21 protein-coding genes are annotated in these 25,350 nt (G+C 69.4%); 15 read left to right on the plus strand and 6 right to left on the minus strand.

Annotation, left to right across the window (positions count from 1 at the left end):
- Positions 1 to 33 precede the first annotated feature (33 nt).
- The 4 genes from ACX9MN_RS05310 to ACX9MN_RS05325 are packed head-to-tail and all read left to right on the plus strand — an operon-like array spanning position 34 to position 6,914.
- On the plus strand, positions 34 to 3,300 hold the full coding sequence (locus ACX9MN_RS05310) for an efflux RND transporter permease subunit (protein WP_489723865.1): 3,267 nt from the start codon (positions 34 to 36) through the stop codon (positions 3,298 to 3,300).
- Entirely contained in the window at positions 3,300 to 4,685 is a 1,386-nt protein-coding gene (locus ACX9MN_RS05315) for an efflux RND transporter periplasmic adaptor subunit (protein WP_020091597.1), read from the plus strand. The genes ACX9MN_RS05310 and ACX9MN_RS05315 overlap by 1 nt, the downstream gene beginning before the upstream one ends.
- Before the next feature lie 5 nt (positions 4,686 to 4,690).
- Positions 4,691 to 5,542, plus strand: coding sequence for a response regulator transcription factor (locus ACX9MN_RS05320; protein ID WP_489723866.1), 852 nt, complete (start codon positions 4,691 to 4,693; stop codon positions 5,540 to 5,542).
- Complete coding sequence (locus tag ACX9MN_RS05325; RefSeq protein ID WP_020091595.1) at positions 5,529 to 6,914, plus strand: sensor histidine kinase; 1,386 nt, start codon at positions 5,529 to 5,531, stop codon at positions 6,912 to 6,914. The genes ACX9MN_RS05320 and ACX9MN_RS05325 overlap by 14 nt, the downstream gene beginning before the upstream one ends.
- 78 nt (positions 6,915 to 6,992) lie before the next feature.
- On the opposite strand, the gene ACX9MN_RS05330 is transcribed toward ACX9MN_RS05325, so the two are convergent.
- Positions 6,993 to 7,286 (minus strand): hypothetical protein, encoded by a 294-nt coding sequence (locus tag ACX9MN_RS05330; protein WP_091677772.1) that lies wholly within the window; start codon positions 7,284 to 7,286, stop codon positions 6,993 to 6,995.
- A gap of 562 nt (positions 7,287 to 7,848) precedes the next feature.
- Entirely contained in the window at positions 7,849 to 9,447 is a 1,599-nt protein-coding gene (locus tag ACX9MN_RS05335; RefSeq protein ID WP_489725207.1) for a porin, read from the minus strand.
- Positions 9,448 to 10,201: 754 nt separating this feature from the next.
- On the opposite strand from ACX9MN_RS05335, the gene ACX9MN_RS05340 reads away from it, so the two are divergent.
- The 4 genes from ACX9MN_RS05340 to ACX9MN_RS05355 all read left to right on the plus strand — a co-directional run bounded on the left by ACX9MN_RS05340 (position 10,202) and on the right by ACX9MN_RS05355 (position 16,769).
- Complete coding sequence (locus ACX9MN_RS05340) at positions 10,202 to 11,974, plus strand: ethylbenzene dehydrogenase-related protein (protein ID WP_056521640.1); 1,773 nt, start codon at positions 10,202 to 10,204, stop codon at positions 11,972 to 11,974.
- A gap of 14 nt (positions 11,975 to 11,988) precedes the next feature.
- Positions 11,989 to 13,026 (plus strand): 2Fe-2S iron-sulfur cluster-binding protein, encoded by a 1,038-nt coding sequence (locus tag ACX9MN_RS05345; RefSeq protein WP_489723867.1) that lies wholly within the window; start codon positions 11,989 to 11,991, stop codon positions 13,024 to 13,026.
- 75 nt (positions 13,027 to 13,101) lie between these two features.
- Positions 13,102 to 13,911, plus strand: coding sequence for a PstS family phosphate ABC transporter substrate-binding protein (locus ACX9MN_RS05350; protein ID WP_489723868.1), 810 nt, complete (start codon positions 13,102 to 13,104; stop codon positions 13,909 to 13,911).
- Entirely contained in the window at positions 13,908 to 16,769 is a 2,862-nt protein-coding gene (locus tag ACX9MN_RS05355) for a putative bifunctional diguanylate cyclase/phosphodiesterase (RefSeq protein WP_489723869.1), read from the plus strand. The genes ACX9MN_RS05350 and ACX9MN_RS05355 overlap by 4 nt, the downstream gene beginning before the upstream one ends.
- A 42-nt stretch (positions 16,770 to 16,811) precedes the next feature.
- Here ACX9MN_RS05355 and ACX9MN_RS05360 read toward each other — a convergent pair whose 3' ends face one another.
- From ACX9MN_RS05360 to ACX9MN_RS05375, 4 genes are all read right to left on the minus strand, one after another.
- Positions 16,812 to 17,294 (minus strand): DUF1203 domain-containing protein, encoded by a 483-nt coding sequence (locus ACX9MN_RS05360; RefSeq protein WP_489723870.1) that lies wholly within the window; start codon positions 17,292 to 17,294, stop codon positions 16,812 to 16,814.
- Positions 17,295 to 17,391: 97 nt separating this feature from the next.
- Positions 17,392 to 18,447, minus strand: coding sequence for an adenylate/guanylate cyclase domain-containing protein (locus tag ACX9MN_RS05365; RefSeq protein WP_447680399.1), 1,056 nt, complete (start codon positions 18,445 to 18,447; stop codon positions 17,392 to 17,394).
- A gap of 33 nt (positions 18,448 to 18,480) precedes the next feature.
- On the minus strand, positions 18,481 to 18,840 hold the full coding sequence (locus ACX9MN_RS05370; RefSeq protein ID WP_026604690.1) for a response regulator: 360 nt from the start codon (positions 18,838 to 18,840) through the stop codon (positions 18,481 to 18,483).
- A gap of 49 nt (positions 18,841 to 18,889) precedes the next feature.
- Positions 18,890 to 21,817 (minus strand): response regulator, encoded by a 2,928-nt coding sequence (locus ACX9MN_RS05375; protein WP_489723871.1) that lies wholly within the window; start codon positions 21,815 to 21,817, stop codon positions 18,890 to 18,892.
- 338 nt (positions 21,818 to 22,155) lie between these two features.
- Between ACX9MN_RS05375 and ACX9MN_RS05380 the strand changes: the two genes are divergently transcribed.
- The 7 genes from ACX9MN_RS05380 to ACX9MN_RS05410 all read left to right on the plus strand — a co-directional run bounded on the left by ACX9MN_RS05380 (position 22,156) and on the right by ACX9MN_RS05410 (position 25,312).
- Entirely contained in the window at positions 22,156 to 22,365 is a 210-nt protein-coding gene (locus ACX9MN_RS05380; protein WP_020091585.1) for a hypothetical protein, read from the plus strand.
- A 299-nt stretch (positions 22,366 to 22,664) separates the two neighbouring features.
- Positions 22,665 to 22,805, plus strand: coding sequence for a hypothetical protein (locus ACX9MN_RS05385; RefSeq protein ID WP_020091584.1), 141 nt, complete (start codon positions 22,665 to 22,667; stop codon positions 22,803 to 22,805).
- Positions 22,802 to 23,065 (plus strand): hypothetical protein, encoded by a 264-nt coding sequence (locus tag ACX9MN_RS05390; protein WP_056521660.1) that lies wholly within the window; start codon positions 22,802 to 22,804, stop codon positions 23,063 to 23,065. Before ACX9MN_RS05385 ends, ACX9MN_RS05390 begins: the two co-directional genes overlap by 4 nt.
- Positions 23,066 to 23,126: 61 nt before the next feature.
- On the plus strand, positions 23,127 to 23,276 hold the full coding sequence (locus ACX9MN_RS05395; RefSeq protein WP_489723872.1) for a hypothetical protein: 150 nt from the start codon (positions 23,127 to 23,129) through the stop codon (positions 23,274 to 23,276).
- 11 nt (positions 23,277 to 23,287) lie between these two features.
- Positions 23,288 to 23,377, plus strand: a complete 90-nt coding sequence (locus ACX9MN_RS05400) for a K(+)-transporting ATPase subunit F (RefSeq protein WP_020091582.1) — start codon at positions 23,288 to 23,290, stop codon at positions 23,375 to 23,377.
- A gap of 23 nt (positions 23,378 to 23,400) precedes the next feature.
- Entirely contained in the window at positions 23,401 to 25,116 is a 1,716-nt protein-coding gene (gene kdpA, locus ACX9MN_RS05405; protein WP_489723873.1) for a potassium-transporting ATPase subunit KdpA, read from the plus strand.
- A gap of 1 nt (position 25,117) precedes the next feature.
- Positions 25,118 to 25,312, plus strand: a complete 195-nt coding sequence (locus tag ACX9MN_RS05410) for a hypothetical protein (RefSeq protein WP_091677801.1) — start codon at positions 25,118 to 25,120, stop codon at positions 25,310 to 25,312.
- Positions 25,313 to 25,350: the final 38 nt, after the last annotated feature.

A 25,350-nucleotide genomic window follows, 5' to 3' on the forward strand; every position in this document is an offset into this window, starting at 1 on the left:
AGCCGGGTCACGGCGGGACACCCGACTGATCACATGGAACTCGTCCGGTTCGCTCTGAAGTTCCGCAAGAGCTTCTATGTTCTTGCCGTCCTCATGTTCCTCGCGGGGCTCGGCTCGATCACCGTCGCGCCGAAGGACGTGTTGCCCGCCGTCGATATCCCGGTGGTGGTGGTGGTGTGGACCTATAACGGTCTCGACGCGACCGACATGGTCCAGCGCATCACGAACTACAGCGAGTTCTCGCTGTCGAGCAACGTGAACAACATCCGCCGGATCGAGTCGACGTCGATCCAGGGCACGGTGACCGAGCGGATCTACTTCGATTCCGCGGTCAGCATCGATCTGGCGATGACCCAGGTCGACTCGGCGATGAACGCGATCCGCTCGCGCATGCCGCCGGGCGTGCAGCCCCCCGTCATCATGCGCTTCTCCGCCTCGTCGGTGCCCGTCATTCAGATGGCGCTGTCGTCCTCGAAACTGCCGCTCACCAAGGTCTTCGACTACGCGCAGTACCGGACCCGCCGCCGGCTCGCCGAGGTGCCGGGCTCGACCCTGCCCTCCCCCTACGGCGGCGCGCCCCGTCAGGTCATGGTCGATCTCGACCCCGGCAAGCTGCGCGCGATCGGCATGACGCCGCTCGATGTCCTGAACGCGGTCCTCAAGCAGAACCTCGTCGTGCCCTCGGGCCTCGCGAAGATCGGGACGCAGCAATACACGGTGCGGCTAAACTCGAGCCCGCAGCTGGTCGATCAGCTCAACCGCATTCCCATCAAGGTCGAGAACAACCAGCCGGTCCTGCTGCGCGACGTCGCCCATGTCCGGGACGGCTCGCCCCCGCAGATCAACATCGTCCGCGCCGACGGCCACCACTCCGTACTGTTGCAGGTCCTCAAGAATGGCGCGGCCTCGACCCTGGACGTCGTGAACGCCGTCAAGGCCGCGCTGCCGGACATCCACGCGGCCGCGCCGAAGGGCATGACCATCACGCCGCTGTTCGATCAGTCGGTCTTCGTCTCGGACGCCATCTCCGACGTGGTGCGCGAGGCGGTGATCGCGGCGGGGCTCACCGGTCTCGCCATCCTGCTGTTCCTCGGCTCCTGGCGCTCGACCATCGTGGTGCTGGTGTCCATCCCGCTCTGCATCCTGACCTCCCTGTCGATCCTGGTTGCTCTGGGCCAGACCATCAACGTGATGACCCTGGGCGGCCTCGCCCTGGCCGTCGGCATCCTCGTGGACGACGCGACGGTCGCGATCGAGAACACCTACCGGATGTTCGAGGAGGGCTTCTCCTTCCGGCGCTCGGTGGTCGAGGGCGTGGCCGGCATCGCCAAGCCGGCCCTGATCTCCACGCTGGCGATCTGCTCGGCCTTCTCGGCGGTCTTCTTCCTCACGGACGCGCCCCGCTACCTCTTCGTCCCGCAGGCCGAGGCGGTGGTCTTCGCGATGCTGACCTCCTACCTCCTGTCGCGGACGCTGGTGGCGATCCTCATCGACGTCCTGGTCGCCCCGGAATACGCCCGGCATCACGGCCCGGCCGCCGAGGTCGATGAGGCGTCACCACCCCGCCGCCGCTCCGTCCTCGGCCGGATTCTCCGCGCGCCCACACGGCCCCTCGCCTGGCTGCTTCAATATCCGCTGCGCGGCGCCCTCGCCTTCCGCAACGCGTTCGAGCGCGGGTTCGCGCGCTTCCACGCGGGCTATGTCGGCCTCCTGTCCGCGGTGCTCGGCCATCCGGCCCGCGCGCTGTCCGGCGCGCTCGCCGTCTTCGCGGTGACGGCCGCGATCTTCCCCTTCGTCGGTCAGGACTACTTCCCGCAGATCGAATCCAGCCAGATGACCCTGCATATCCGCACGCGTCCTGGCGAGCGGATCGAGCAGGCGGAGAAGACCTTCGCGCAGGTCGAGGACGTCGTCCGGCAGGTCGTCCCGAAGGACGAGCTCGGGCTCATCCTGGACAATATCGGCCTCCCCGCCTCGAACTACAACTTCGCCTTCATGGATGCGTCGTTCGTCGCCTACAATGACGGGCAGATGCTCATCAACTTGAAGGGTGAGCATAAACCGATCTCCTTCTACGAGAAGCGGCTGCGCCAGGTCCTGCACCAGGCCTTTCCCGACGACACCTTCTACTTCCAGCCGTCCGACATCATCACGCAGATCCTGAATTTCGGGACCGTCGCGCAGATCGACGTGCAGGTCTCCGGGCGGCACGATGCCGAGGACCTCGCCGTGGCGCAGGACCTCGTCCGCCGCATCGCGGCGGTCCGCGGCGCCGTCGACGTCCACCTGCACCAGATCGTCGACGCCCCGCAGATGTACGTGAACGTCGACCGCAGGCTGGCCTCCGAGATGGGCGTCAGCGAGCAGTCCATCGCGCAGAACCTGAACGTCTCGCTCTCCGGCTCCTTCCAGGTCAGCCCGAACTTCTGGGCCGATCCCAAGTCCGGCATGCCGTACCAGCTCTGGGTCCAGACGCCGGAGTGGCGCAACGCCGACATCACACAGCTGATGAACACGCCGGTTTCGGTGCACACGGACGCGGGTGACAGGCCCGGCATCCCGATCCTGCTGTCGAACATCGCCACGATGCAGCGGCAGCCGGAGCAGACCGTGATCAACCACGTCAACCAGCAGCCGACCTTCGACATCCTCGCCAACGTCCAGAACGCGGATCTCGGCAGTGTCCGAAACGCCGTGGACCGGATCGTCGCCGAGGAGCAGGTCAAGCTCCCGGCCCCGGACAAGATCCTCGTCCGCGGCCAGATCGAGAGCATGGAGAGCGCCTTCTCGCGCATCGAGCTCGGGCTCGGGATCGCGCTGGTGGCGGTCTACCTGCTCCTCGTCCTGAACTACCAGACCTGGGTCGATCCCTTCGTGGTCATCGCCGCCCTGCCGCTGGCCTTCTGCGGCATCGTGATGAGCCTGTTCATCACCAGCACGGCGTTCTCGATCCCCGCCCTGTTCGGCGCGATCATGTCGGTCGGCGTGGCGAGCGCGAACTCGATCCTGCTCGTCACCTTCGCCAAGGAGCACCGCGAGGCCACCGGCTGCTCTGCCCGCGAGGCCGCCCTGATGGCCGGCCATACCCGCCTCCGGCCGGTGCTCATGACCGCCTCCGCGATGTTCCTGGGCCTGATCCCGATGGCGATCGGGTCCGGCGAAGGCGCCGAGCAGAATGCCGCCCTCGCCCGCGCGGTGATGGGCGGGATCGGGATGGGCACCGTCTCGACCCTGCTCTTCGTCCCCCTTCTCTACACCCTGCTCCGCCGCAACCCGATCAAGCCCCTCGAGGATTATTGATGACCCGTTTCAACGACGCCCCCGGGAGCGGCGCCGAGGCTGCCGCGCGGGCGCACCAGCACGCGGTCGAGATCGACCCGCTGCGGCAGGACGGGGCCGGCGAGGCCCTCGTCCACGCGGTGCCGCCGCCGCCGCGCAAGCGCCCGTTCCTCGTGGCGTTCCTCGCGCTCGGCAGCGCCCTCGGGCTCGGCGCCTGGCACCATTGGGAAACCTACCAGGCCTCCCTGGAGACCCAGGCCGAGGCCGTGAACTTCGTTCCGACGGTCCGCACCGGGCCGGCGCAGGTGGATGACGGGCCCATGACGCTGACCCTGCCGGGCCAGACCGAGGCCTTCGACCATGCCGACATCTTCGCCCGCGCCACCGGCTACATCGCCGAGCGCCGGGTCGACATCGGGTCGCGGGTCAAGAAGGGCGACCTGCTGGTCCGGATCGCCGCGCCCGACCTCGACCAGCAGGCCCGGCAGGCCGAGGCCCAACTCGGCCAGTTCAAGGCGCAGCTCGCCGTCGCGCAGGCGGATGTGGAGCAGGCCAAGGCCAGCGTGACGCTCGCGAACGTGACCGACGCCCGCACCGCGACCCTGGCCGGACAAGGCTGGGCCTCGAAGCAGAACGCCGACCAGACCCGCGCGGGGATGCTGACCGCCACCGCGACCCTCGCCGCCGCGCAGGCGAAGGTGAAGGTCGCGGAAGCCAACATCACCGCCCAGCAGGCGACCGTCGACCGGCTCCGCACGCTGACCACCTTCGAGAACGTCGTCGCGCCGTTCGACGGCATCGTGACCGCCCGCAAGGTCGATGTCGGCGACCTCGTCCACGGCGATGCCGGCTCCGGGACGCCGCTCTTCACGGTCGACAGCACCGATGTCCTGCGCGTCGCGGTGCAGGTGCCGCAATCGGCCGCCGTGGGCATCCGCGACGGGGTGAAGGCGCGCGTCCAGGTCGCGCAGATCCCGGACCGGACCTTCGACGGCACGGTCTCGCGCAGCTCGGTGGCTCTCCAATCCTCGGTGCGGACGCTGGACACGGAGGTCGACGTCGCCAATCCCGACGGAATCCTGCGGCCGGGCCTCTACGTCGCCGTCACCTTCGCGGTGCCGCGCACGCATCCGCGAGTGATCGTGCCGTCCGAGGCGCTCATCTTCGACGCGGAGGGGACGCGCGTGGCCGTGGTCGGGGCGGACGACACCGTCCGGCTCCGGCCGATCACGATCGCGCGCGATCTCGGCACGCGCCTCGAGCTGCGCAGCGGCCTCGACAGCGGCGAGACCGTCGTCCTCAACCCGCCCGCCGGCCTTCAGGACGGCAGCCGCGTCGTCCCCCGCGGCTCCGTCGCCTCCCAGGTCCCGACAGCCAAGCTCTCCGAGCAGGCGAGCGCGGAGTGAGGCGCATGGTCCAGATCCCTCGCTCCCTTGTAAGCTTCGCCGGCGGGATGACGCAGGGCGGCCGCCGCGACCGAACCGCATTTGACTCCGGCTCCGAAGAGGATAATTCCACCTCTCCCTCCGAGCCGCAGGAGACCAGACAGGGCCGGCGAATACAAAATAAGAAGGAAAAACGAATGGCCAGCGTATTGGTAGTCGAGGACGACCGGCGGGTCGCCGCGGAGATCGGTTCGGCCCTCGCGGAATACGGATTTCAGGTCGACGAAGCTCCCAGTGGCAGCATCGGACTACGCAAGGCCCTGGACGGTAACTTTGACGTGATCGTGCTCGACCGGATGCTCCCGGAGATCGACGGCCTGTCGCTGCTGACCGAGCTGCGCGCCGCGAAGGTCTCGACGCCGGTCCTGATCCTCAGCGCCCTGTCGGCCGTCAACGAGCGTGTCGACGGGCTGCGCGCCGGCGGAGACGACTACTTGGCCAAGCCATTCGAGTTCATCGAGCTGACCGCCCGCGTCGACGCGCTGGCGCGGCGCAAGATGGCCGCGGAGGCGGTGAACGAACTCGTCGTCGGCGACCTGCGCCTCGACCTGATCGAGCGCGTCCTCCACTGCGGGAACCGGGAAATTGAGCTCCTGCCCAAGGAGTTCGCGATCATCGAGTTCCTGATGCAGAACGCCGGCACGCTGGTGAGCCGGAAGATGATCTTCGAATCCGTCTGGGGCTACAGCTTCAATCACCAGTCCAGCGTCATCGACGTCCACATCGGCAAGATCCGCAAGAAGCTCGATCCCGACGGGCTGAACCCGCGGATCCACACGGTGCGCAACACGGGCTTCATCCTCCGTGCGCCTTCTTGAGGTCCGGCGCACCAGCGGCTTCCGGGTCGCGTGCCTGTTCTTCGCGACCTTTGGGACCGCCTCGCTGGCGCTTTCGGGCTTCCTCTACGTCGACACGCGCAGCTACGGCCGCAAGGCCGCGTTCGAGTGGGTCGAGTGGGAATCGAAGCACCTCCTGAACCTGTCGCCGCGCGCGCTGCGCGAGCGGATCGACGCGTCCGAGGATTTCGCCGAGGGCGGCCGCCCGCTCGTCCTGTTCGGGCCCGACCACGTGCGCCGGGCCGGCGCGCCGATCGCCTTCCCCGACAGGGCGCCGATCGGGAAGCCGTTCATCCTGGCGCAGCCGCTGGATCACCGCAGCCGCACGCTCTTCAGTCAGCTCACCGAGCTCCCGAGCGGCGAGTACGTGCTGGTCAGCCGCTCGGCCCAGGATCTCCAGTCCCTCGAGAAGGCGCTGGTCGAGACCTTCGTCTGGGGCATGGCCGCCACCATCGTGATCGGCCTGATCGGCGCCGTCGTGTTCGGCGCCGGCTCGCTGCGGCAGAACGATGCGATCACCAAGGCGGTCGAGCGCATCATGCGCGGCGACCTGAGCGAACGCCTGCCGACGCGCGGCGTCTCGGCCGACCTCGCTCACCTCACGCGCGTCGTGAACGACATGCTCGACCAGCTCGAGCGGCTGATGCTGGAGATCAAGGGCGTCAACGAGAACATCGCCCACGACCTGCGCACCCCGCTGACCCGGGTGGTCGGCACGCTGGAACGGTCGCTGCGCAAGGCCGACAGCGTCGCGGCCTTCCGCGCCTTCAACGAGGACGTCCTGGCCGAGGTCAAGAGCATCGTCGTCCGGTTCTCGGCCCTGCTGCGCATCTCCGAGATGGAGGACCGCCTGCGCCGATCGGGCTTCACCCAGGTGGATCTCGGCCGGCTGCTCGAGGATGCGGTGGAGTACTACGAGCCCCTGGCGATCGAGCGCGACATCCGACTTCTCTGGGACCGGCCGGACGGCCCGTGCGCGATCGAGGGCGACCGCAGCCTGATCTTCGAGGCGGTGAGCAACCTGATCGACAACGCCCTGAAGTTCACGCCGGCCGGCGGGCAGGTGACGGTCGCGCTGCTCCGGAATCCGACGGGGATCCAGGTCACCGATACGGGCTGCGGCATCCCAGCGGAGGAGCTGAGCGCCGTGCGCGCCCGGTACCGCCGCGGCGCGCTGAAGACCGACAAGAGCGGCTTCGGGATCGGCCTGAGCCTGGTCGATTCCATCGCGCGGCTGCACAGCGCCACCTTCGACATCGCCTCCGACGGGAGCGGCTGCCGCGTGACCCTCAGCTGGACCCACAGCGTCGCGGGTCACCCGTCGATCGACCTCCTGCCGGCCGCATCCCTCTGACGCCGTCGTCACGCCGTCGCGCCCGGCCGGTCCCGCATCGCGGGGCGTGCCGGGCGCGGGGCCGTACCGGGTGGGCGCTCAGTAGGACGGCTGGCCGCGGCGGCGCTCGCGGCTGTTGAGATGGCTCCACTGGCGATTGGCCGGGACGGTCTCGACCGCGCTGGGCCGCTGGATCGCGGCGCTGTAGCCGGTCGCACCTTCCCACATGCCGCCCGCCTTGTCGTTGCCCTCGGAGGCGGACCACGCGTCGAGGCCGCTGCCGTTGGTCCGGACGATGAGGCTGGGATCGATGGTCGCGCCACCGTCCTGAGCGAGAGCAGGTCCCGCGATCAGCATCGCGCCCATCGAGCAGGCGAGGACGATGTTCTTCATGATGATCTCCCGTTACACAAGCTGTCGCTCACCGGCGACGTGGTAGTAAGATGCTGCAATACCCATTTAAACTCTATATTTTATTGCGGAATAATTCTTTCGCTCTTTGGACGGGCTTCAATCTTGAAACGATTTTTGAATTTCTCGTGGAGGATGGCCTCAGGTCGGCCACATCCCGGTCACCGGGATCAGGGCTTGTGTCGCCCAAGCCTGACGGACAATCCTGCCCGGCTTGCGCCGGCAGCGAGCACGAAAAAGCCGACCGGTTGCCCGGTCGGCGAAGTCGTATGGGTCTGAAGCTCTGGGTCAGACCGGCCCTGCCCTGGTACCCGGGCCAGCCGCTCTGAAACCATAGCATCCGCTCGGTCGGCGGCGAAGCAAGCCGCTGAAGAGCTGACTCTCTTGTAGATGATTTTGCGACGATCGCAAGCAAAAGATCTTTTATTTGTTGAATATGGCCCAACTTGCGAGATAACTTACTTGGCGTTCCAAATAGAGAAGCCCGGCCTTGCGGCCGGGCTCGAGACTGGACGTTGCGCCTGCGAAGGCGCGTCGGATCGGTTCAGAAATCCCGCTGCACGCGGAACCGGAATTGGGCCGCATCCTGCGAATTGACGTAGCGCAGCGCGTTCTTCGAGATGTCCGGCGTGACGCCGCTGTTGAGCGCCGTGCGGATGTACTCGCCCTCGACGCCGATATCGAGATCCTTCACGGGGGTCCAGATCAGGCTGGCGCCGGTGATCATCTGGTTGTTGCCCCGCAGGATGGGACTCGTGGCGAAGGCCAGGGCATTCGACGCACTGGCGCCGGCCGGGGCGAAGCCGAAGCCGAGGAGGCCCAGAGCGTTGCGCCCCTTGGAGTTGTAGTCGATCTGCGCGTAGCTGCCGAAGAAGGCCGAGCGCCAGGCGGGCGACCAGTAATGGAGCAGGGAGGCGACAGCGGAGAACGAGGTCGACAGCTCGAGGCGGCCGGTCGCGGGATTGAGCACCGCGTCCGCGTAGTATTGCGCGAACGAGCCGCCGCCGACCGGCGCCGCGCCGAGGGCGTCGTACGGCGCCGTGTAGTTGGAGATGCCCGTATAGGCGATGGCACCCTGCCCGTAGGCGCCCTGGAGGTAGAGCGTGTCGCCCGTCGCGATGAACGGCAGGTTGACCTTCAGGCCGCCCTGGACCGCCCAGCCGTAGGCGTTCGAGGCGCGTCCCGTCGGCGAGATGCCGAGGCCGGTCGTGGCGGTGGAGATGCCCGCAACCGTGCTGCCGGCGTCGCCGGCATTGATCTCGTGGACGGAGGCCGAGAGCTGCGCCGAGCCCCAGGCCTGGTCGATGCGGGCCGCGCCGACGAAGTCCGGCATGCGGCTCTTCTGGGTGACGTCGACGAAGGCGACATTGCCGGGACCGACGACGATCGGCGCCAGCCAGGTCGAGGGGGTGAACGGGTTGAAGGCGTTGCTGTAGCCCGCGAAGCCGCCACCGGCCGTGAAGGCCCCGACGGCCGAGCCGGTGCCGAAGATCGGGAAGCGCCGGTAGGTCGGATCTTCCATCGAGGCCGTCAGCGTGATGCCGTTCCCGAGGATCGCCGAGTAGGCGAGCAGGTTCGTGCTGAACGTATCCGAGCCGGCCGTGCCGCCGATCAACTCGAAGTCGTGCGCGTAGAAGTCGAAGAAGGAGGACGCACGGCCCGCGGTGAGCCCGGCGAACTGAATGAAGGCCTTATCGGCGTTGACATAGGTCTGCGTGCGCCCGAAAGCGTCGGCGCCGAGGCCCGCGATGGCCAAGCTCTCGCGCTGCCGGGATCCCGAGGTCAGGAACGGGCCGCTGCGGTTGGCGACATCGATGCGCAGGAAGGCGCGCAGGGTTCCGTAATCGGTCTGGGTCCGCGAATCGAGGTTCAGACGCATCAGGCCGAGATAGCCGGTGAGGTCGCCGCCGCCGCCCGTGCGAACCTTGCTGGTCTGATACAGGAAGTCATACCGCGCCCGTCCGGACAGACGAATGCAGGTATCGGTCCCGGGGATGTAGAAGAAGCCGGCGCCGTAGGCGTTGCAAACGCGTACGAACTCGACCGGCGCAGCCTTGAACGTCGGGAGATCGGCAGCGTACGCACCGCCGATCGGGATCATCAGGGCCGAGGAGCCCAGTAACAGCGCCTTGATTCTGGTCATCATATCCCCGCATCCGACGCCGTGGTCGTGCCACTGCCAGCGTCAACCCAATGATCCGCGTTCACGCACGTGTACGGGTTCCGACACGGTGCGACGTCGCAGTAGTTTTTGAGAATTGGCCACTCTATCGCTCGGCAGCTTGACCGTATCCGTCAAGATTTGATTTTACAAATAAATTGCGATTGCGTTTTTCAACCGTAATTGACTTCCTAAAATTTGTTTATGTATCTGAATTGATCACGGAAATGGGAGTGCGCGGGCGAGGCGAGCTGCGGATCGCGGCCGCGTCGGCTCAGCGAGGCTGGTTGATGGTGCAGTCCATCGCGTGGACTCCGCCGACCGAGACCTTGAGTTCTGCGCCGTGGATGTCGCTATCAGGGATGAAGAGGCATCTGCCGCCCTATCAGGCCTGCTCCCTGAGATCCGGCGACAGATCCCGTGCCAGCGCTAGGAGACCCTGTCTCCAAGCATTCCTGACTGAGCGCTCTGTCATGACAGGTGGCTGAGGTGCCGCTCTGAGGCCGTACCCTGTCGGCCGCGTCCGCCTCCCATCGACGCGCGACCTGAAACGGTTTGCGCCGCGGCGGGGCGGAGCCACGGCATGCCCTGCTGACCGACCGGGCCGCAACCGCCGTTAAGCATATCGATCAAGAGTTATAGATTGCAAAGCTCGGCTATATCGCGCGGCCGGCATCATGATTTACAAAGTTCTAACGTAGCGCGTCCAATTTGCGGCGACGGTGCGGAGGATCGAATGTCGGAACCGCTGACCCTCGCGCCGCATCCGCCCGGCGGAGCCGAGACCGCCCCCGGGTGGCGTAGTACAGCCGCCGCGCAGGTCGACCGGCATCCCCGCTCCGATGTCGGGACCATCGTGATTCACTGGGTGGTCGCCATCGCCATGGTGGCGAGCCTGCTCACGGGCCTGCGCATCTCGGCCGACGCACCCGTGGCGCGGACCGCGAAGTTCCTGGCGCCCCTGCTTCCGCAAGGTGAAGTCTGGACGGTCCACTTCGTGGCCGGCCTGACCCTGTTCTTCGGAATCACCGCCTATCTGGTCTACCTCGTGCGCGGGCGTCTCACGGATCGCAACGGCCTGTCGCGGCTCCGCGCCCTCCGTGTCAGCGGGCGAAGCAAGGCCGCCCGGAAGGCACGGTGGGGCGGCATCAACGTCGCGCTGCACTGGCTGATCTACGCCGTCACGCTCGTCCTGACGGGTACCGGGGTCGCGCTCTACCTCGGCTATGGCGGCTGGGTGGTCTGGCTGCACGCCACCTGCGCGCTGGTCGCCCTGGCCTACATCGCGGTCCATACCCTCGCGCACTTCATGTACGGCGGCTTGTGGCAGCTGCTTCGGTTGTTCCGCCCGGCGGCCCTGGCGGACGGTGCGGCGCGGCGGCGACGCCCACTTCTGGCCGCCGCCATCATCGGCCTCCCCGTCGTCGGCGGCCTCGCCTTCGCGGATGTGAGAGGCCGCTCCACGCTGGTGATCGACAAGGTGTCGGCCGGGCCCGACCTGTCGAAGCTCCTCGAAGACCCGGTCTGGCGCACCGCGCGCCCGGTCTCGGTCCGGACGATGCAGGGGGCCAATTTCGGCGGGACCGGTGAGACCACCGTCGAGATCCGCGCCGTGCGCGACGCGACGAACGTGTATTTCGCCTTCCGCTGGTGGGACCCGTCGCGCTCGCTCAAGCGCGTCCCGATGATCAAGAAGGCGGACGGCTGGCACCTCCTCGACGCGGACGCGGCGCGCGCGGACGTGACCGCCTACTACGAGGACAAGCTGGCGGTGATCTTCTCGCGGTCCGACGCGTTCGGCAGCGGCGGGTCGACCCATCTCGGCGCCCGGCCGCTGCCCGACGCCCCCGCCCCGCTCAACGGCCGCGGCTACCACTACACCACCGACGGCAGCTACATCGACATGTGGCAGTGGAAGGCGGCCCGCGGCGGCATGCTCGGCGTCGTCGAGGACATGCATATCGGTCCGCCCACCGACCCCACCGCCGCCGAGCGGGCCGTGAAGGGCCGCTACCAGGCCGGCTACTGGGGCGATCCCGGCACCAGCGCGTACCGCTACAACTTCAAGTTCGAGGGTCCGGGCGGCTACGCGGGGGCGGTCGAGCCGCTGCGGCTTCCCAAGGACTGGCAGGCGACGGTGGCCAAGCTCGGTACCGTGGATCTGGACTTCGATGCCAGCACGTCGCCGGGCTCGGCGTGGTGGATGGTCGAGAAGACCGAGACGGTGCCGTACTCGGCGGCAGCCGACGCGGAGATCCCGGTCGGCACCGTGATGCCGGGCGTGCTCATGACCGACGGCTATACGGGGGATCGCGCCGGGATCTCGGCGGCCGCCGACTGGGCCGACGACCACTGGACCCTCGTCGCCGCGCGCAAGATCGCGACCGGCAGCAAGTACGACGTCGATTTCCTGCCCGGGAACACCTTCTATCTGTACGTCTCGGCCTTCGATCACACGCAGACGCGCCACACGCGGCACATGCGGCCGGTCGAAGTCCTTCTGCGCTGAGCCGGGAGCGCGCCGTGGCCGAACGCGTCACCCTCGTCATCAACGGAAGGCGGGTCAGCGCCAGCGCCGGCCAGACCCTGCTCGACGCGGGTCTGGCGGCCGGCCAGGCGATCCCGCACGACTGCGCCACTGGGCAGTGCGACACCTGCCGCGTCCGGATCCATGCGGGCGCGGTCGACGATGCGGGGACGCGCATCGGCGAGACCGTGCAGGCCTGCCGGGCTCGCCTGACCACCGACGCGGTCATCGAGTTCGACGAGGTTCCGGAAACCGTCCGGCGGGCCGGCACCGTGGACCGCGTCGTCGATCTCACCGCCGAGATCGTCGAGGTGACGGTCGCGCTGCGCAAGCGGCTGACCTACCTGCCCGGCCAGTATGTCCGGGTCTCCTTCGCCGGGCTGCCCGCGCGGGACTACAGCCCGACCCTGCGCGCGGACGGATCGGGCGAACTGAACGAATTGATCTTTCAGATCCGCCGCCAGCCCGACGGCGCGGTCTCGCCGCTGCTCGGCGGCAGGATCGGACCGGGAACCGCGGTGAAGGTCGAGGGCCCGTTCGGGACCGCCTTCCACCGGCTCGGGCGTGGCCGTCTCGTGATCGTCTCATCGGGCGTCGGCTGGGCGCCCGCCTGGGCGGTCGCCCGCGCGAGCCGGATGCGTGAGCCGGAGCGCGACCTGCTCGTCGTGGCCGGCGCGCGGCACCCGCAGAATCTCTACATGCGCCCGGCGCTCGACTGGCTGCGCGAGCGGGGGGCGACGACGGTCCTGACCTGCAGCGGCGGCAACCCGCCTCCGGATGCCCGGCCCGGGCGGCCGACGCTCCACATGCCGATGCTCACGCGCGACGACACCGTTCTCGCGGCGGGCGCCCCCGAGATGGTCGCGGCTGTCCAATTCCTCGCCGCGGCGACCGGGGCGACCTGCTACGCCGATCCCTTCTACGCGGACGCGCGCGGCGCGGACGGGAAACCGCCGTCCGACACCAACTTCCTGCAGCGCTTCCTCCAGCGCGTCGCGGGTCATCGGACCGCTAAAACGGAGCCTGTCGCCTAGCAGATCGTCAACCACACCTTCGGTGTACGGTATCCGGTGACCTCGGGTTAAGCACTCGAGGCGCATTCTCGGGTTATGGCACTGTTATTCACGTCTCTTCGGCGCATCATCGCGGGTGGAATCATCCTCCTGGCCCTGCCGGCCGCCGCGCGCGCGGACGACCTCGCGGTCGTCGGCACGGGCGACGGGATCGAGATGCTCCAGGCCGTGGCGGCCGCCTACAATGCCGACAGCGGCGACGCGCGCGTGTCGGTGCCGCCGAGCATCGGTTCCGGCGGCGCCGTCGCGGCCGTGGGCGGCGAGCGCCAGAGGCTCGGGCGGGTCGCGCGCCCGCTGACCGAGGCCGAGAAGGCCCAGGGACTCGTGGAGGTGCCGCTCGCCCGCATCCCCTCGGCGATCTTCGTCCATCAGGGCGTCGGCGTCACCAACCTGACCAGCGCGCAGACCGCCGCGATCTTCGCCGGCACGGTCGACAATTGGAGCGCCCTCGGCGGCCCCGATCTGAAGATCCGCGTCGTCCGGCGCGAGGACACGGACAGCACGCTCACGGTCCTGCGGGCCACCATGCCGGGCTGGCGCGACCTCGTCCTGACCAGCCGCTCGAAGACGGCGACCACGACCCAGGACGCGATCGCAACGGTGCGGGAGACGCCCGGCGCGATCGGCTTCGGACCGTTCTCGCCGGCGCTCGCGGGCGATCTCGCGGTCCTGACGATCGACGGCCGGGCCCCGCGCGATCCGACCTATCCGAGCGCCGTGACCCTCGCGCTGATCTACAAGGCCGCCACGCGCGACGCCGCGGCGTCGGCGTTCCTCGCTTTCGCGACCTCCGACCGCGCGGGACAGGTCATGGCGGAGCGGGGCGGCGCCCCGCTCAGGCCGTGACGGGCACCGTCTTCTCGCGTTCCCTGCGCGCGCGCCTCGTCGGCGCCACGCTCTCGACGGCCGCGATCGCGCTGGCGGCGTTGGTTTTCCTGGTGGTTCTGCGCTCCGGCCAGACGCTCCGCGAGCAGGCGCAGGAGGTCTCGACCTGGTCCGAGGCCCAGCTCTCCGACCGCCTGCTCAGCGACGCCAAGCTCGCCGCGGCGCGGCTGCAGATGCAGCGCGAGGACGTCGAGCGGCGCTTCGCCACCATGGCCAAGCGCTGGGACGTCGCGAAGGCGGTCTTCTCCGGCAACACGGTGGCGGCCTCGGAGCTTCTGCGGCCGGCTCTCGCCCTCGCCGACCTCGACGGCGCCATCGCCTTCGACCTCAATCTCCGCGCCCTGACCGCCGACCGCGTCGAGGCGGACCTCCTCGCCGCCAACGCGGCGTTCCGGACGTCGCCCGTCGCGGCGTCCCTGCGGGCCGTGCTCGCCCGCAACGATCGGGAGCACGCGGACGGGTTCGTGCTGTCGCTGCGCTGGGACGACGCGCTCGCGCGGGCGCTCGCCGCCACCGAGAGCGGAACGGTCGCCGACATCTTCGGCGAGCCGCTGTTCGACGATTTCGGCGAGGTGATCGGCGGCCTCGTCGGTTACCGGGTCCTGCGCGCGCACGAGCCGACCCTGACGGCGTTCGCGTCCCTCAGCAACCGCGACGTCCTGATCCTCGCCGACCAGAACCTCCTCTCCTCGGCGGGCTCGGAGGTCTCCAACGCCCAGCTCGGACCCGCGTCGGGCGCTGAGCTGCACGCCGTGCTCGGCGCCGAGAAGGTCGCGCGCTGCATCCCGCAGCCGCCCGACATACGCCTCTGCGTCGCGGCGCCGCTGCGGGAGCTGCAGCAACTCACCGGCAAGGTCGTGGGCATCGGCGAGGAGAGCTCGCGCGCGCTGCTGCAGACGCTCAGCGTCGTCGCCGGTCTCACGCTGTGCCTCGTCGCCGTCGTCATGCTCTTCCTGTCGAGCCGGATCACCCGTCCCCTGGTGCGCATCACCCAGACGGTCTCCGAGGTCGCGCGCGGCAACTGGCACGTCAGCGTGCCCGATATCGACCGTGCCGACGAGGTCGGCGATATCGCGCGGGCCGTCGTCGTGCTCGAGCATTCCCTCTCGGAGCGCGATCAGCTGCGCGACGACGTGTTCCGGCAGAACACGGTCCTGACGGAGCGCGAGCGGCAGCTGCAGGAGCAGAACGAGCGCTTCGACGCCGCCCTGAACAACATGTCCCAGGGCCTGTGCATGTTCGGCGTCCACGGCCGGCTCAAGGTCTACAATTCCCAGTTCTGCCGGATCTACGGGATCGCTCCGGGCGTGCTGGATCTCGACCCGACACAGGATGAGGTTCACCGGCTCGCCGGTCTCACGGACTGGTCGGCCGCGGAGAGCGGGCCGATCCGCCGGACCCTCACCCGGACGCTCGCCGACGGCCGCTGCATCGAGATCACGGTCGAGCCGATGGCCGATGGCGGCTGGGTGGAGACCCACGAGGACGTCACCGCGAGCGTCACCGCGCAGGCGCGGATCGCGCATCTCGCGACCCACGACGCGCTGACCGGCCTCTCGAATCGAGCGCTCCTGGCCGACCGCCTGGCCGCCGCCTTCGCGGACCATGCGGTCGGCGGCCGGGCGGTGACTGTCATCTGTCTCGACCTCGACGACTTCAAGGGCATCAACGACACCCTCGGACATCCGGCCGGCGACGAACTCCTCCGACAGGTCGGCCGCCGCCTCACCGGACTGTGCCCGTCCGGCGGCACGGTGGCGCGCCTCGGCGGCGACGAGTTCGCGATGGTCCTCTTCGAGGCAGACCTGCGGGACGGCGTCCTCGCCCTGGCGGAGCAGATCCTGATCCAGCTCAGGCGGCCATTCTTCCTCGCCGGCCAGTTCGTGGCCGTCGACGGGAGTCTCGGTATCGCCGTCTCCGGCACGGAGGATGCCGACGGCGACGATCTCCTGCGCCGCGCCGACGTCGCCCTCTACGCCGCGAAGGCCGACGGCGGTCGGCGCGTCCGCGTCTTCGAGCAGGAGATGGAGGAGCGTCAGAACCAGCGGCGCTGGCTGGAACGCGAGCTGCGGCTGGCGATCGGCACCGCGCAGATCGAGCTGCACTATCAGCCGCTGTTCGACCTGGCGACGAACGCGGTGACGAGCTTCGAGGCCCTCGCGCGGTGGCACCACCCGGAACGCGGGATGATCTCGCCCGGCGAGTTCATCCCGGTCGCCGAGGCGACGGGGCTGATCGACGCCCTCGGCGCCTACGTGCTCGAACGGGCCTGCGCCGATGCCATGACATGGCCCGGCTCCCTGCGGGTCGCCGTCAACATCTCGCCGATCCAGTTTCGCGAAGGCAATCTCGACCGGTTCGTCGAGGAGGTCCTGCTGAAGACCGAGCTGCCGAGTCACCGTCTCGAGCTGGAGATCACCGAATCGGTCATTCTGAGCCAGGATCAGGCGAGCTTCGAGATGCTGAGCCGCCTGCGCTCCTTAGGCGTGCGGTTCTCGATGGACGATTTCGGGACCGGCTACTCGTCCCTCTCCTCCCTGAACACCTTCCGATTCGACAAGATCAAGCTGGACCAGTCCTTCGTCCGGAACCTCCTGGAGAAGGACGAGGCGGCGGCGATCGTCCACGTCGTCGCCGAACTCGGCCGCAGCCTGAAGATCACGACGACGGCCGAGGGTGTCGAGACCCCGGAGCAGCTGGCCCGGCTGCGGGCGAGCGGGTTCTCGGAGGTCCAGGGCTACCTGCTGAGCAGGCCGATCCCGGCCGCTGACGTGGCGGCCTTCATCAACGCGCAGGAGCATATCCACGTCGCGGCCTGAGCGGGCCGCGCAACGGCCCGTTGGCGGCTCGGCGGCTCGCGCTCAGTCGGCGACGCGCTCCACGCGGGACAGGAGGCACCCGGGCCGCGCCGTGTGGATGTTGACGAAGCGGGTGCGCGGATCGTCGAGGGCGCGGCGGAGCGGAATCTCGACCTCGCTCCCGGGACAGACCTGTCCGAGATCGTAGAGGCAGAGATGGTCCGCGTCGTAGGCACGGACCGAGACCAGCGTGTTCGCGCGGACGATCGGCGCGAGGCCGTCGACCGCCTCGGCGCGCTTGCACTGGTCCGCGTGCAGGAAGATCGGACTGGGTGTCCAGTAGATCCCGCGCGGCTCGGGCAGATCGTAGGATCCGAGCAGCATGGTGTCGCCGGGCCGGCCGAGCCGCAGGCAGTGTCGGCAGGGAAAGCCGCCATCCGCCGTCGCGACGACCCGACGGACCGGGTTGCCCCGGTCGTCAAAGCCGGTGGTACGGAAGCGATCGGCGGTCTCCGTCGGGATCGGAACGCAGCGATAACGGGTCATGGTGCACCTCCGGGACGGGCCCTAAGCTCCGTCCCGGCGCGCCGCATCCCGCTTCTTGCTGCGCAATCCGGAACGCTCCGCGGCCGCCGCGGGCGTCTCAGGCCGGGGTCGCGTCGCCGGCCGCGAGGGCGTGGCAGTACACGTCGACCGCGCCCTTGCCCTTCAGCGTCACCGGGCCGATCGGCCGGACGTCGCGCGGGTCCGGCAGGCGCGCGAAGGCCTCGCGCGACAGGTGCAGCGCGCACCCGTCGCCGAGGCCCGCGAGCCGGGCGGCGACGTTCACGGTGTCGCCCCACAGGTCGAAGGTGAACTTCGTCCGGCCGACGATGCCGCCGACGACCGGCCCGATATGGATGCCGCCGCGGATCCGCCAGCCCGGCTCGCCCTCGGCCGCGATCGCCACCATGTCGGCGGCGCAGCGGATGGCGGCGGAGACCGGGTCGTCGTGCGGCCGCAGCAGGTTGGCCGTGGCCATGAAGGCGTCGCCGATCGTCTTGATGTTCTCCAGACCGCGCGCCTGCGCGACCACCTCGAAGGCCTCCGCGAGGCGCTGGATCTCCGCGACGACGACGTCCGGGCTCTGGTCGTGGCACCACGTGGTGAAGCCGACGAGGTCGATGAACAGGACGGCGACGTCGCCGAACAGCCGCGGCTTGACCTGCCCGGTCTCCATCAGCTCCGCCACCGCCGAGACCGGCAGGATGGCGTGCAGGAGCTCGTCGGCGCGCTTGCGCTCGCGCTCGATGGTCCGCAGATGCGCCACCTCGCGGTCGTGCGCCCGCTTCCGCTCCAGGCAGGACCGGATGCGCGCCTCCAGGATCACGGGCTCGAAGGGCTTCGGCAGGTAGTCGAAGGCGCCGAGCTCGATGCACCGGACGATGCTGCCGATCTCCATGAGGGCGGAGATCATCACGACGGGCGTGTGGCGCCAGGCCTCGTGGGCCTTCATCCGCTCGAGCACGGCGTAGCCGTCCAGGGCCGGCATCATCACGTCGAGGAGCACGAGGTCGAACGGCTCCTCGCTCAGCCGATCGAGGGCCGCCCGCCCGTTCGCCGCCCGCACGCTGGCGTGGCCGAGGAGCTCCAGCTCCTGCTCCAGCAGGTCGAGGTTGAAGGGCTCATCGTCGACGATGAGGATGCGGGCTGGCTCCACGGGTCCTCCCTTCCTGGCGTGAGACGGCCGCGCTCAGCCGAGCCAGTGCTGCAGCTTGGCGAAGAGCAGGTCCTCGTCGACGGGCTTCGTCATGAAGTCGTCGCAGCCGGCGGCCCGCGCGCGGTCCTCGTCGCCGGTCATCGCGTTGGCGGTGATCGCCATCACGGGGATGGCGGCGGTCGTCGCGTCGGCCTTGATGCGGCGCGTCGCCTCCCAGCCGTCGACGAGCGGCAGCGACAGGTCCATGAGTATGAGATCCGGCCGGTGCGCGATCGCCATGTCCACGCCGGCGGCCCCGTCGACGGCGATCAGGATCTCGTACTCGTCCTCGAGCAGCTGGGTCAGCAGATCGCGGTTGAGCGCGACGTCCTCGACGATGAGAATCCGCTTCATGACTCGGTCCCGCGCGATTCGGGCCGTCGCGCGCGGGTCGTTGCCGACCTCATCGGTCACCGTCGGCGGTCTCGGTCTCCAGGACCGGCAGCACGCGGCGGACCTCCCGGACCAGGGCGGCGCGATCGAGCCCGCCCTTGTCGATCAGTCCGAGCACCCGCTCGCGGAGCATGCCGCGCTCGGCGGGATCCAGGGACGCGGCGGTCAGGACCACGACGGGGATCGACCGGGCGGCGGGATCCGCCTGCAGGGCGTCCAGGAAGGCGAGGCCGTCCATCCGCGGCATGAGCAGGTCGAGGAGGATGACGCTCGGGCGGGCCTGCGCGATGCGCTCCAGGCCGGCCGCGCCGTCGGCCACCCAGTCGACGGTGCAGTGCTCCGAGTCGAGCAGCTGGCGCACGAGGTCGGGCACGTTGGGATCGTCGTCGATCACGAGGACGCGCTCGTTGTCGGGGGCGATCCGCGCGAGGGCGCCGATCAGGGCCTCCCGCTCGAACGGCTTCACGATGTAGTCGGTCGCGCCGAGCCGGAAGCCGAGCTCCTTCTGGTCGACGATGGAGATCAAGACGACCGGGATGTCCCGGGTCAGCGGATCGGTCTTCAGCGCGTGCAGCACCTGCCAGCCGTCGGTGCCGGGCATCATGATGTCGAGGGTGATGGCCCGCGGCTGCAGCTCCCGGGCCTTGACCAGCCCTTCCTGGCCGCTCGCCGCCCCGACCACCGTGTAGCCGGCATCGGCGAGGTTCTCCTTCAGCAGGTAGACGACGTTGGGATCGTCGTCGATCGCGAGCACGACCTTGGCGCCCGAGCGCGGCGCGGTGACGGCGGCGGGTGCCGGCTTCGGGGGCGGCGGCACCTCGGCGCCGCCGGCGATCCGCGGCGGGATGGTGAGCGTGAAGGTCGAGCCCTCGCCCTCGCGGCTCTCGACGCCGATCCGGCCGCCGAGCAGGCGCGCGAGCCGGTGGCTGATCGCGAGCCCGAGCCCGGTGCCGCTGTGGGACCGGGTCGCGCTGTTGTCGACCTGATGGAACTCCTCGAAGATCGCGCTCAGGGCGCCCGCCGGGATGCCGATGCCGGTATCCATCACGGCGAACTCGATGCCCTCATCGACCGAGCGGACGCGGAGCGTGACCGATCCGGCCTCGGTGAACTTGATGGCGTTGCTGAGCAGGTTGATCAGGATCTGCCGCAGCTTCTCCTCGTCCGTGCGCAGCATCGGGGGCGGGTCCCGGACGTCCCGGACGAGGCGCACGCCCTCGTTCTTGACGAGGGGCTCGACGGTGCGGAGGCACAGGTCGAGGACCGGCTCCAGGGCGAAATCCGAGGGTTTCACCTCCATGCGCCCCGCCTCGACCTTTGCGAGGTCGAGGATGCTGTTGATCAGCGAGAGCAGGTGCTCGGAACTCGCCAGGATCTTCTCGAGATTCTCGAACTGCTTGACCGGCAGGACATCCTTCGCCCGCCGCATCACCAGCCGGGTGAAGCCGATGATCGCGTTGAGCGGCGTCCGCAATTCGTGGCTCATGTTGGCGAGGAAGCTGCTCTTGGCGCGGCTCGCCTCCTCGGCCGCCTCCTTCGCCTGACGCAGGCTCTCCTCGGCCTGCTTGCGCTCGATCACGCGGCCGAGCTGCGCGCCGATATTGCTCATGACCCGGAGCAGCGAGGCGTCCGGCGGGGACGCGTCACGGGCGAAGAACTCCAGCACCGCGACGACGTCGCGCCCGACCGTCACCGGAAAGCCGAATCCCGCCCGAATGCCGTGCTCGACCGCCGCCGGCGCGCGCGGGTCCGCGGCCAGCGTCGGGTCCCCGACGCTCCATTCCGGCGCGCCCGAGACCAGAACGCGGCCGGCCAGGCCCGATCCGGCGGCCAGCGACGTGGCGGCCGTGGCAGCCTGGAATCGCGCGACATCCGCGCCGGGGTCGCAGTGCCAGATGCCGGTCGGGAGCAGCGTCCGCGTTCCGTCCCGGGCCAGGATATGGGCGTGACCGACGGGCCAGCCGGCGTGCTGCGCGACGCGCTCGAGGCAGAAGCGCAGGGCGTCCTCGACCGTCGGGGCCTCGTTGGCGGCCGCGGCGGCGGCCTGGAGCAGCTCGACGAAGGCGGTCTGCTTCTGCAGCGCCAGCTCGGCCTCCTTGCGCTCGGTGATGTCGCTCCAGGACTCGACCACCTCGACGGGCTGGCCCGTCGCGTCCCGCAGGAGGCGCTGCTCGTCCCGGACCCAGCGATAGGTGCCGTTCGCGTGCAGGAACCGGTACTCGATGACGTTGTGCCCGTCCGCGAGCAGGTGCGGGAACTCGGCGAGCACCCGGTCCCGGTCGTCCGGGTGAAGCCGCTCCAGCCAGAATTCCGGGCCCGCCAGGTAATCGCCGGGCTCGTAGCCGAGGAGATCGCGCACGTTCTCGCTGATGAAGGTCGGCGCGTTGCGGCCCCCCACCTCGAAGCTGCAGATCATCGACGGGGACGCGGTGAGCAGGTAGGTCAGCCGCCCCTGCGTCGCCTGGAGCACCTGCTCGGCGCGCTTGATCTCGGTCACGTCGGTGTAGACCGCGACGACGCCGCCGTCGTTGGTCTTGCGCTCGTTGACCTGGACCCAGCGGCCGTCGACGCGCTGCTGGAGAAGCGGACCGCGCGGCGCGCGGTAATGGGCGATGCGCTCGGCGACCCAGTCCTCGACGCTCATCCCGTCCGGCCGTACGACGCAGGTCTCCGCGACGGCGTTGGCGATGGCCTCGAAGGTCACGCCGGGCACGATGATGGCCGACAGGCCGGGATGGAAACCCTGGAAGTGCCCGTTGCACAGGACGAGGCGATCGTCCGGGTCGAACAGCGCGAAGCCCTCCGAGCTGCTCTCGATCGCCTCGACGAGCTTCTGCTTGGCGACCCCGGCCTCGTCGAGAGGCCCGGCGCTCCGGCTAGGGCCGGCGTCGGCGGCCCGACCTGTCTCGCTGGGTGATCCGGCCGGCGCGTGGGACATACCTCGAACCACTCCGACACCGACGCGCCAGGGGTGACGCCTTGCCCTGCCAAGCCTGATCTGCGCGATGCCCGAGGGCGCGCAATTCATTATTCGGCACCGTCGCATGGTCTATTTTGCGGATCAAGCTGTACGGGAATTGCTGTCCCGCCCCAGTCACGGGCTCGCCGTTCGTCGCCCGGTTCGTCGCCCGGTTCGTCGCCCGGTTCGTCGCCCGGTTCGTCGCCCGTCTGCCGGCTTCTCGCTTCCAATCCCGTCCGGAACGCATCGGTGCCATGTCTCGGCGCGGCGTGGCGGCACGTCGAGAAGGTGTATCTTCCGTGAAAACGGAGGAAACGATGGCTTACAAGATCACTTTTCGCCGCGGAAAACGCGAGAGCTTCACCAAGCTGTGGCCGTGCGACCTCGAGGCGGCGACGGCCTACGCGCTCGCACAGCTCCCTCTGCAGCAGCGCGAGAACGGGGCGACCTCTGTCACCGTGGTCTGCGAGCGGACCGGCGAGGTCGTGTTCAACTCGACCGAGCAGCCCGAGGCCGCGACGGTCTAGGGCGTCGCCCGGCCGCGGACCGGACGCTCACGGAGGGGCCGCGTCGTGCCACTAGATCCCCTCCGTGCGCCCGAGCCCGTCCCGGCCTCGGTGGGCCGCGCCGAACCGGGATCCGGCGCCCACGACTCACCGCCCCGCGTCCTGCACGCGCTCGATCCGCGCTTTCTCGGGCTGACGGGCGCGCCGGCCCCCCATCCTGATGACATCCCTATGCCGGACGCCCCGCGCGCGTCTTGGTCCCTCACGGCCGATGCGGACGTGGTCGCGCCATCGGGCATCAGCCCGGATGGAGCCTCCGCATGCCGATCGTCCGTTACATCCTCGCCGAGTGCAGGGCCGACCGCGTCTTCGCGCTGATGGTCGTCGCGCTCGGCGGGTGGTCCGCCGTGTCCCTCGCGCTGCTCGCGCTGAACGTCTTCGAACCCCTGCGGGTCCAGTGAGCGCCGGGGTCGCGCCGCCCTGTCGCGGCGACGCCGCGTCGCCGTCCGGCACGGCACCCCCGGGGTTATCCATCCAGCCGCTGGCGGGCCGCTGCCGCGTCTGCGGCCTCGCCTACGGCGGCATCCTCGGCCGCGAGGCGGGGGTGATCCGGCTCGATCGCGCCCGGTGGCGCCGTCTCTGCCCGGGCGCGGCGTGGCTGACCGTGCCGGCCGCCTGCGCGGGTCTCCGGGCCAGCTTCGGCGGCGACGCCGGATCCTAACGCGGCCCTTATAAACTCCCGCCCGGTCCTCGCTCGAACCCTAACGCGGTTCCCGGCGACAGTGCTGGTCGGCCAAGGCCGGCCGCGGAGCCTCCGCGGCCGGTCCGCCGAACCGGACCCGACCACCATGCTCGACATCGTCTTCCTCGCAGGGGGCCTCGCCTTCTTCGCCGCGGCGGCCGGCTACGCGGCCGCCTGCGACCGGCTTTGAGAGAGGCCGCCATGACCCTCGATCTCGCCCTCGGCGCCTGCGTGACCGCCGGCCTCCTCGTCTACCTCACCTACGCCCTCGTCCGCCCCGAGCGGTTCTGAGCGGCCCTGACGGATCTCCCCCCATGACCCTCAACGGCTGGATCCAGATCGCGCTGTACGGCGCGATCGTTCTGGCGCTCGTGAAGCCCCTTGGGTCGTACATGACCCGCGTCTTCACCGGAGAGCGCACCCTCCTCTCGCCCGTTCTCGGACCGATCGAGCGCGGGCTCTACCGCGTGTCCGGCATCGATGACCGCCAGGAGCAGCACTGGCTGACCTATACGGGCGCGGTCATCCTGTTCCATGTGCTGGGCTTCGCGGTGCTCTACGCGATCCTGCGCCTGCAGGCGGTACTGCCGCTGAATCCGGCCGATCAGAGCGCGGTCGCGCCGGATCTCGCGTTCAACACGTCGACCAGCTTCATCACCAACACCAATTGGCAGTCTTACGGCGGCGAGACCACGCTGTCGTACCTGTCCCAGATGCTGGGCTTGACGCACCAGAACTTCCTGTCGGCGGCGACCGGCATCGCGGTCGCGGTGGCGCTGATCCGCGGGTTCGCCCGCGCCTCCAGCGGCACGATCGGCTCGTTCTGGGTCGATGTGACCCGCGCGACCCTCTACGTGCTGCTGCCGATCTGCATCCCCTACACGCTGTTCCTGGTCTGGCAGGGCATGCCGCAGACGCTCAGCGCCTACGCGGACGCCACGACACTCGAGGGCGCCAAGCAGACCATCGCCCTGGGCCCGGTCGCGAGCCAGGTGGCGATCAAGATGCTCGGCACCAACGGCGGCGGCTTCTTCAACGCCAACGCCGCGCACCCCTTCGAGAACCCCACCGCCCTGTCGAACTTCGTCCAGATGGTCTCGATCTTCGCGATCGGCGCCGCGCTGACCAACGTCTTCGGCCGCATGGTCGGTGACGAGCGTCAGGGCTGGGCGATCCTCGGCGCGATGGGAATCCTGTTCCTGGCCGGCGTCGCCGTCACCTACTGGGCCGAGGCCAACGGCAGCTCGGTGCTCAGCAGCTTCGGGCTCACCGGCGGCAACATGGAGGGCAAGGAGGTCCGCTTCGGGATCAGCGCCTCGGCGCTGTTCGCGGTGATTACCACCGCGGCCTCCTGCGGCGCGGTGAACGCGATGCACGACTCGTTCACGGCGCTCGGCGGCCTGATCCCGCTGCTCAACATGCAGCTCGGCGAGGTCATCATCGGCGGCGTCGGCGCCGGCCTCTACGGCATGCTGATCTTCGTCATCGTGGCGATCTTCGTGGCGGGCCTGATGGTCGGCCGCACCCCCGAATACCTCGGCAAGAAGATCGAGGCGAAGGAGGTGAAGATGGCCATGCTCGGCATCCTCTGCCTGCCGCTGATGATGCTGGGCTTCACCGCCCTGGCGACGGTGGTGCCGGCGGGCCTCGCCGGCCCGGCCAATGCCGGCCCGCACGGCTTCTCGGAGATCCTCTACGCCTACACGTCGGCGGCGGCCAACAACGGCTCGGCCTTCGGCGGGCTGACGGCCAACACGCTATTCTACAACAGCACGCTCGCCGTCGGCATGCTGGTCGGCCGGTTCTTCGTGAAGATCCCGGTGCTCGCCATCGCGGGCTCGCTCGCGGCCAAGAAGACGGTCCCGGCCTCCGCGGGCACGTTCCCCACCCACGGTGGTCTGTTCGTCGGGCTGCTGGTCGGCGTCGTGCTGATCATGGGCGGCCTGACCTTCTTCCCGTCGCTCGCGCTCGGCCCGATCGTGGAGCACTTCGCGGGCGCGGCCGGCCAGACCTTCGCGACGGGGGGCTGAGATGCCGCGCGCTTTCCCCGCCCGGCGCGTCCCGCGCCACCACCTCGCGCTGCACCGCTCTCCACTGCGGCACGACCGCGGCGGCGCTCAGCCCCTGCGGACCTCCGACCTCATCCTGGCGCTCCTCGGCGTCGTGATGCTCGGCGGCTTCGCCCTGCTGGCCGCCTACGCGCTGACCCTCGGCGCCGGGGGCTGAGCCTCCGCAACCGTGATCGCGCGCGCAGCGAAGCGCGG

The organism is Methylobacterium sp. 1A (assembly GCF_058072805.1).

What these genes read in the sequence shown, in the direction of transcription:
- ACX9MN_RS05310 (WP_489723865.1), top strand. Translation starts at nt 34, where the DNA reads ATGGAACTCGTCCGGTTCGCTCTGAAGTTCCGCAAGAGCTTCTATGTT.
- ACX9MN_RS05315 (WP_020091597.1), top strand. Translation starts at nt 3,300, where the DNA reads ATGACCCGTTTCAACGACGCCCCCGGGAGCGGCGCCGAGGCTGCCGCG.
- ACX9MN_RS05320 (WP_489723866.1), top strand. Translation starts at nt 4,691, where the DNA reads ATGGTCCAGATCCCTCGCTCCCTTGTAAGCTTCGCCGGCGGGATGACG.
- ACX9MN_RS05330 (WP_091677772.1), bottom strand. Translation starts at nt 7,286, where the DNA reads ATGAAGAACATCGTCCTCGCCTGCTCGATGGGCGCGATGCTGATCGCG.
- ACX9MN_RS05335 (WP_489725207.1), bottom strand. Translation starts at nt 9,447, where the DNA reads ATGACCAGAATCAAGGCGCTGTTACTGGGCTCCTCGGCCCTGATGATC.
- ACX9MN_RS05340 (WP_056521640.1), top strand. Translation starts at nt 10,202, where the DNA reads ATGTCGGAACCGCTGACCCTCGCGCCGCATCCGCCCGGCGGAGCCGAG.
- ACX9MN_RS05350 (WP_489723868.1), top strand. Translation starts at nt 13,102, where the DNA reads ATGGCACTGTTATTCACGTCTCTTCGGCGCATCATCGCGGGTGGAATC.
- ACX9MN_RS05360 (WP_489723870.1), bottom strand. Translation starts at nt 17,294, where the DNA reads ATGACCCGTTATCGCTGCGTTCCGATCCCGACGGAGACCGCCGATCGC.
- ACX9MN_RS05370 (WP_026604690.1), bottom strand. Translation starts at nt 18,840, where the DNA reads ATGAAGCGGATTCTCATCGTCGAGGACGTCGCGCTCAACCGCGATCTG.
- ACX9MN_RS05375 (WP_489723871.1), bottom strand. Translation starts at nt 21,817, where the DNA reads ATGTCCCACGCGCCGGCCGGATCACCCAGCGAGACAGGTCGGGCCGCC.
- ACX9MN_RS05380 (WP_020091585.1), top strand. Translation starts at nt 22,156, where the DNA reads ATGGCTTACAAGATCACTTTTCGCCGCGGAAAACGCGAGAGCTTCACC.
- ACX9MN_RS05385 (WP_020091584.1), top strand. Translation starts at nt 22,665, where the DNA reads ATGCCGATCGTCCGTTACATCCTCGCCGAGTGCAGGGCCGACCGCGTC.
- ACX9MN_RS05400 (WP_020091582.1), top strand. Translation starts at nt 23,288, where the DNA reads ATGACCCTCGATCTCGCCCTCGGCGCCTGCGTGACCGCCGGCCTCCTC.
- kdpA (WP_489723873.1), top strand. Translation starts at nt 23,401, where the DNA reads ATGACCCTCAACGGCTGGATCCAGATCGCGCTGTACGGCGCGATCGTT.
- ACX9MN_RS05410 (WP_091677801.1), top strand. Translation starts at nt 25,118, where the DNA reads ATGCCGCGCGCTTTCCCCGCCCGGCGCGTCCCGCGCCACCACCTCGCG.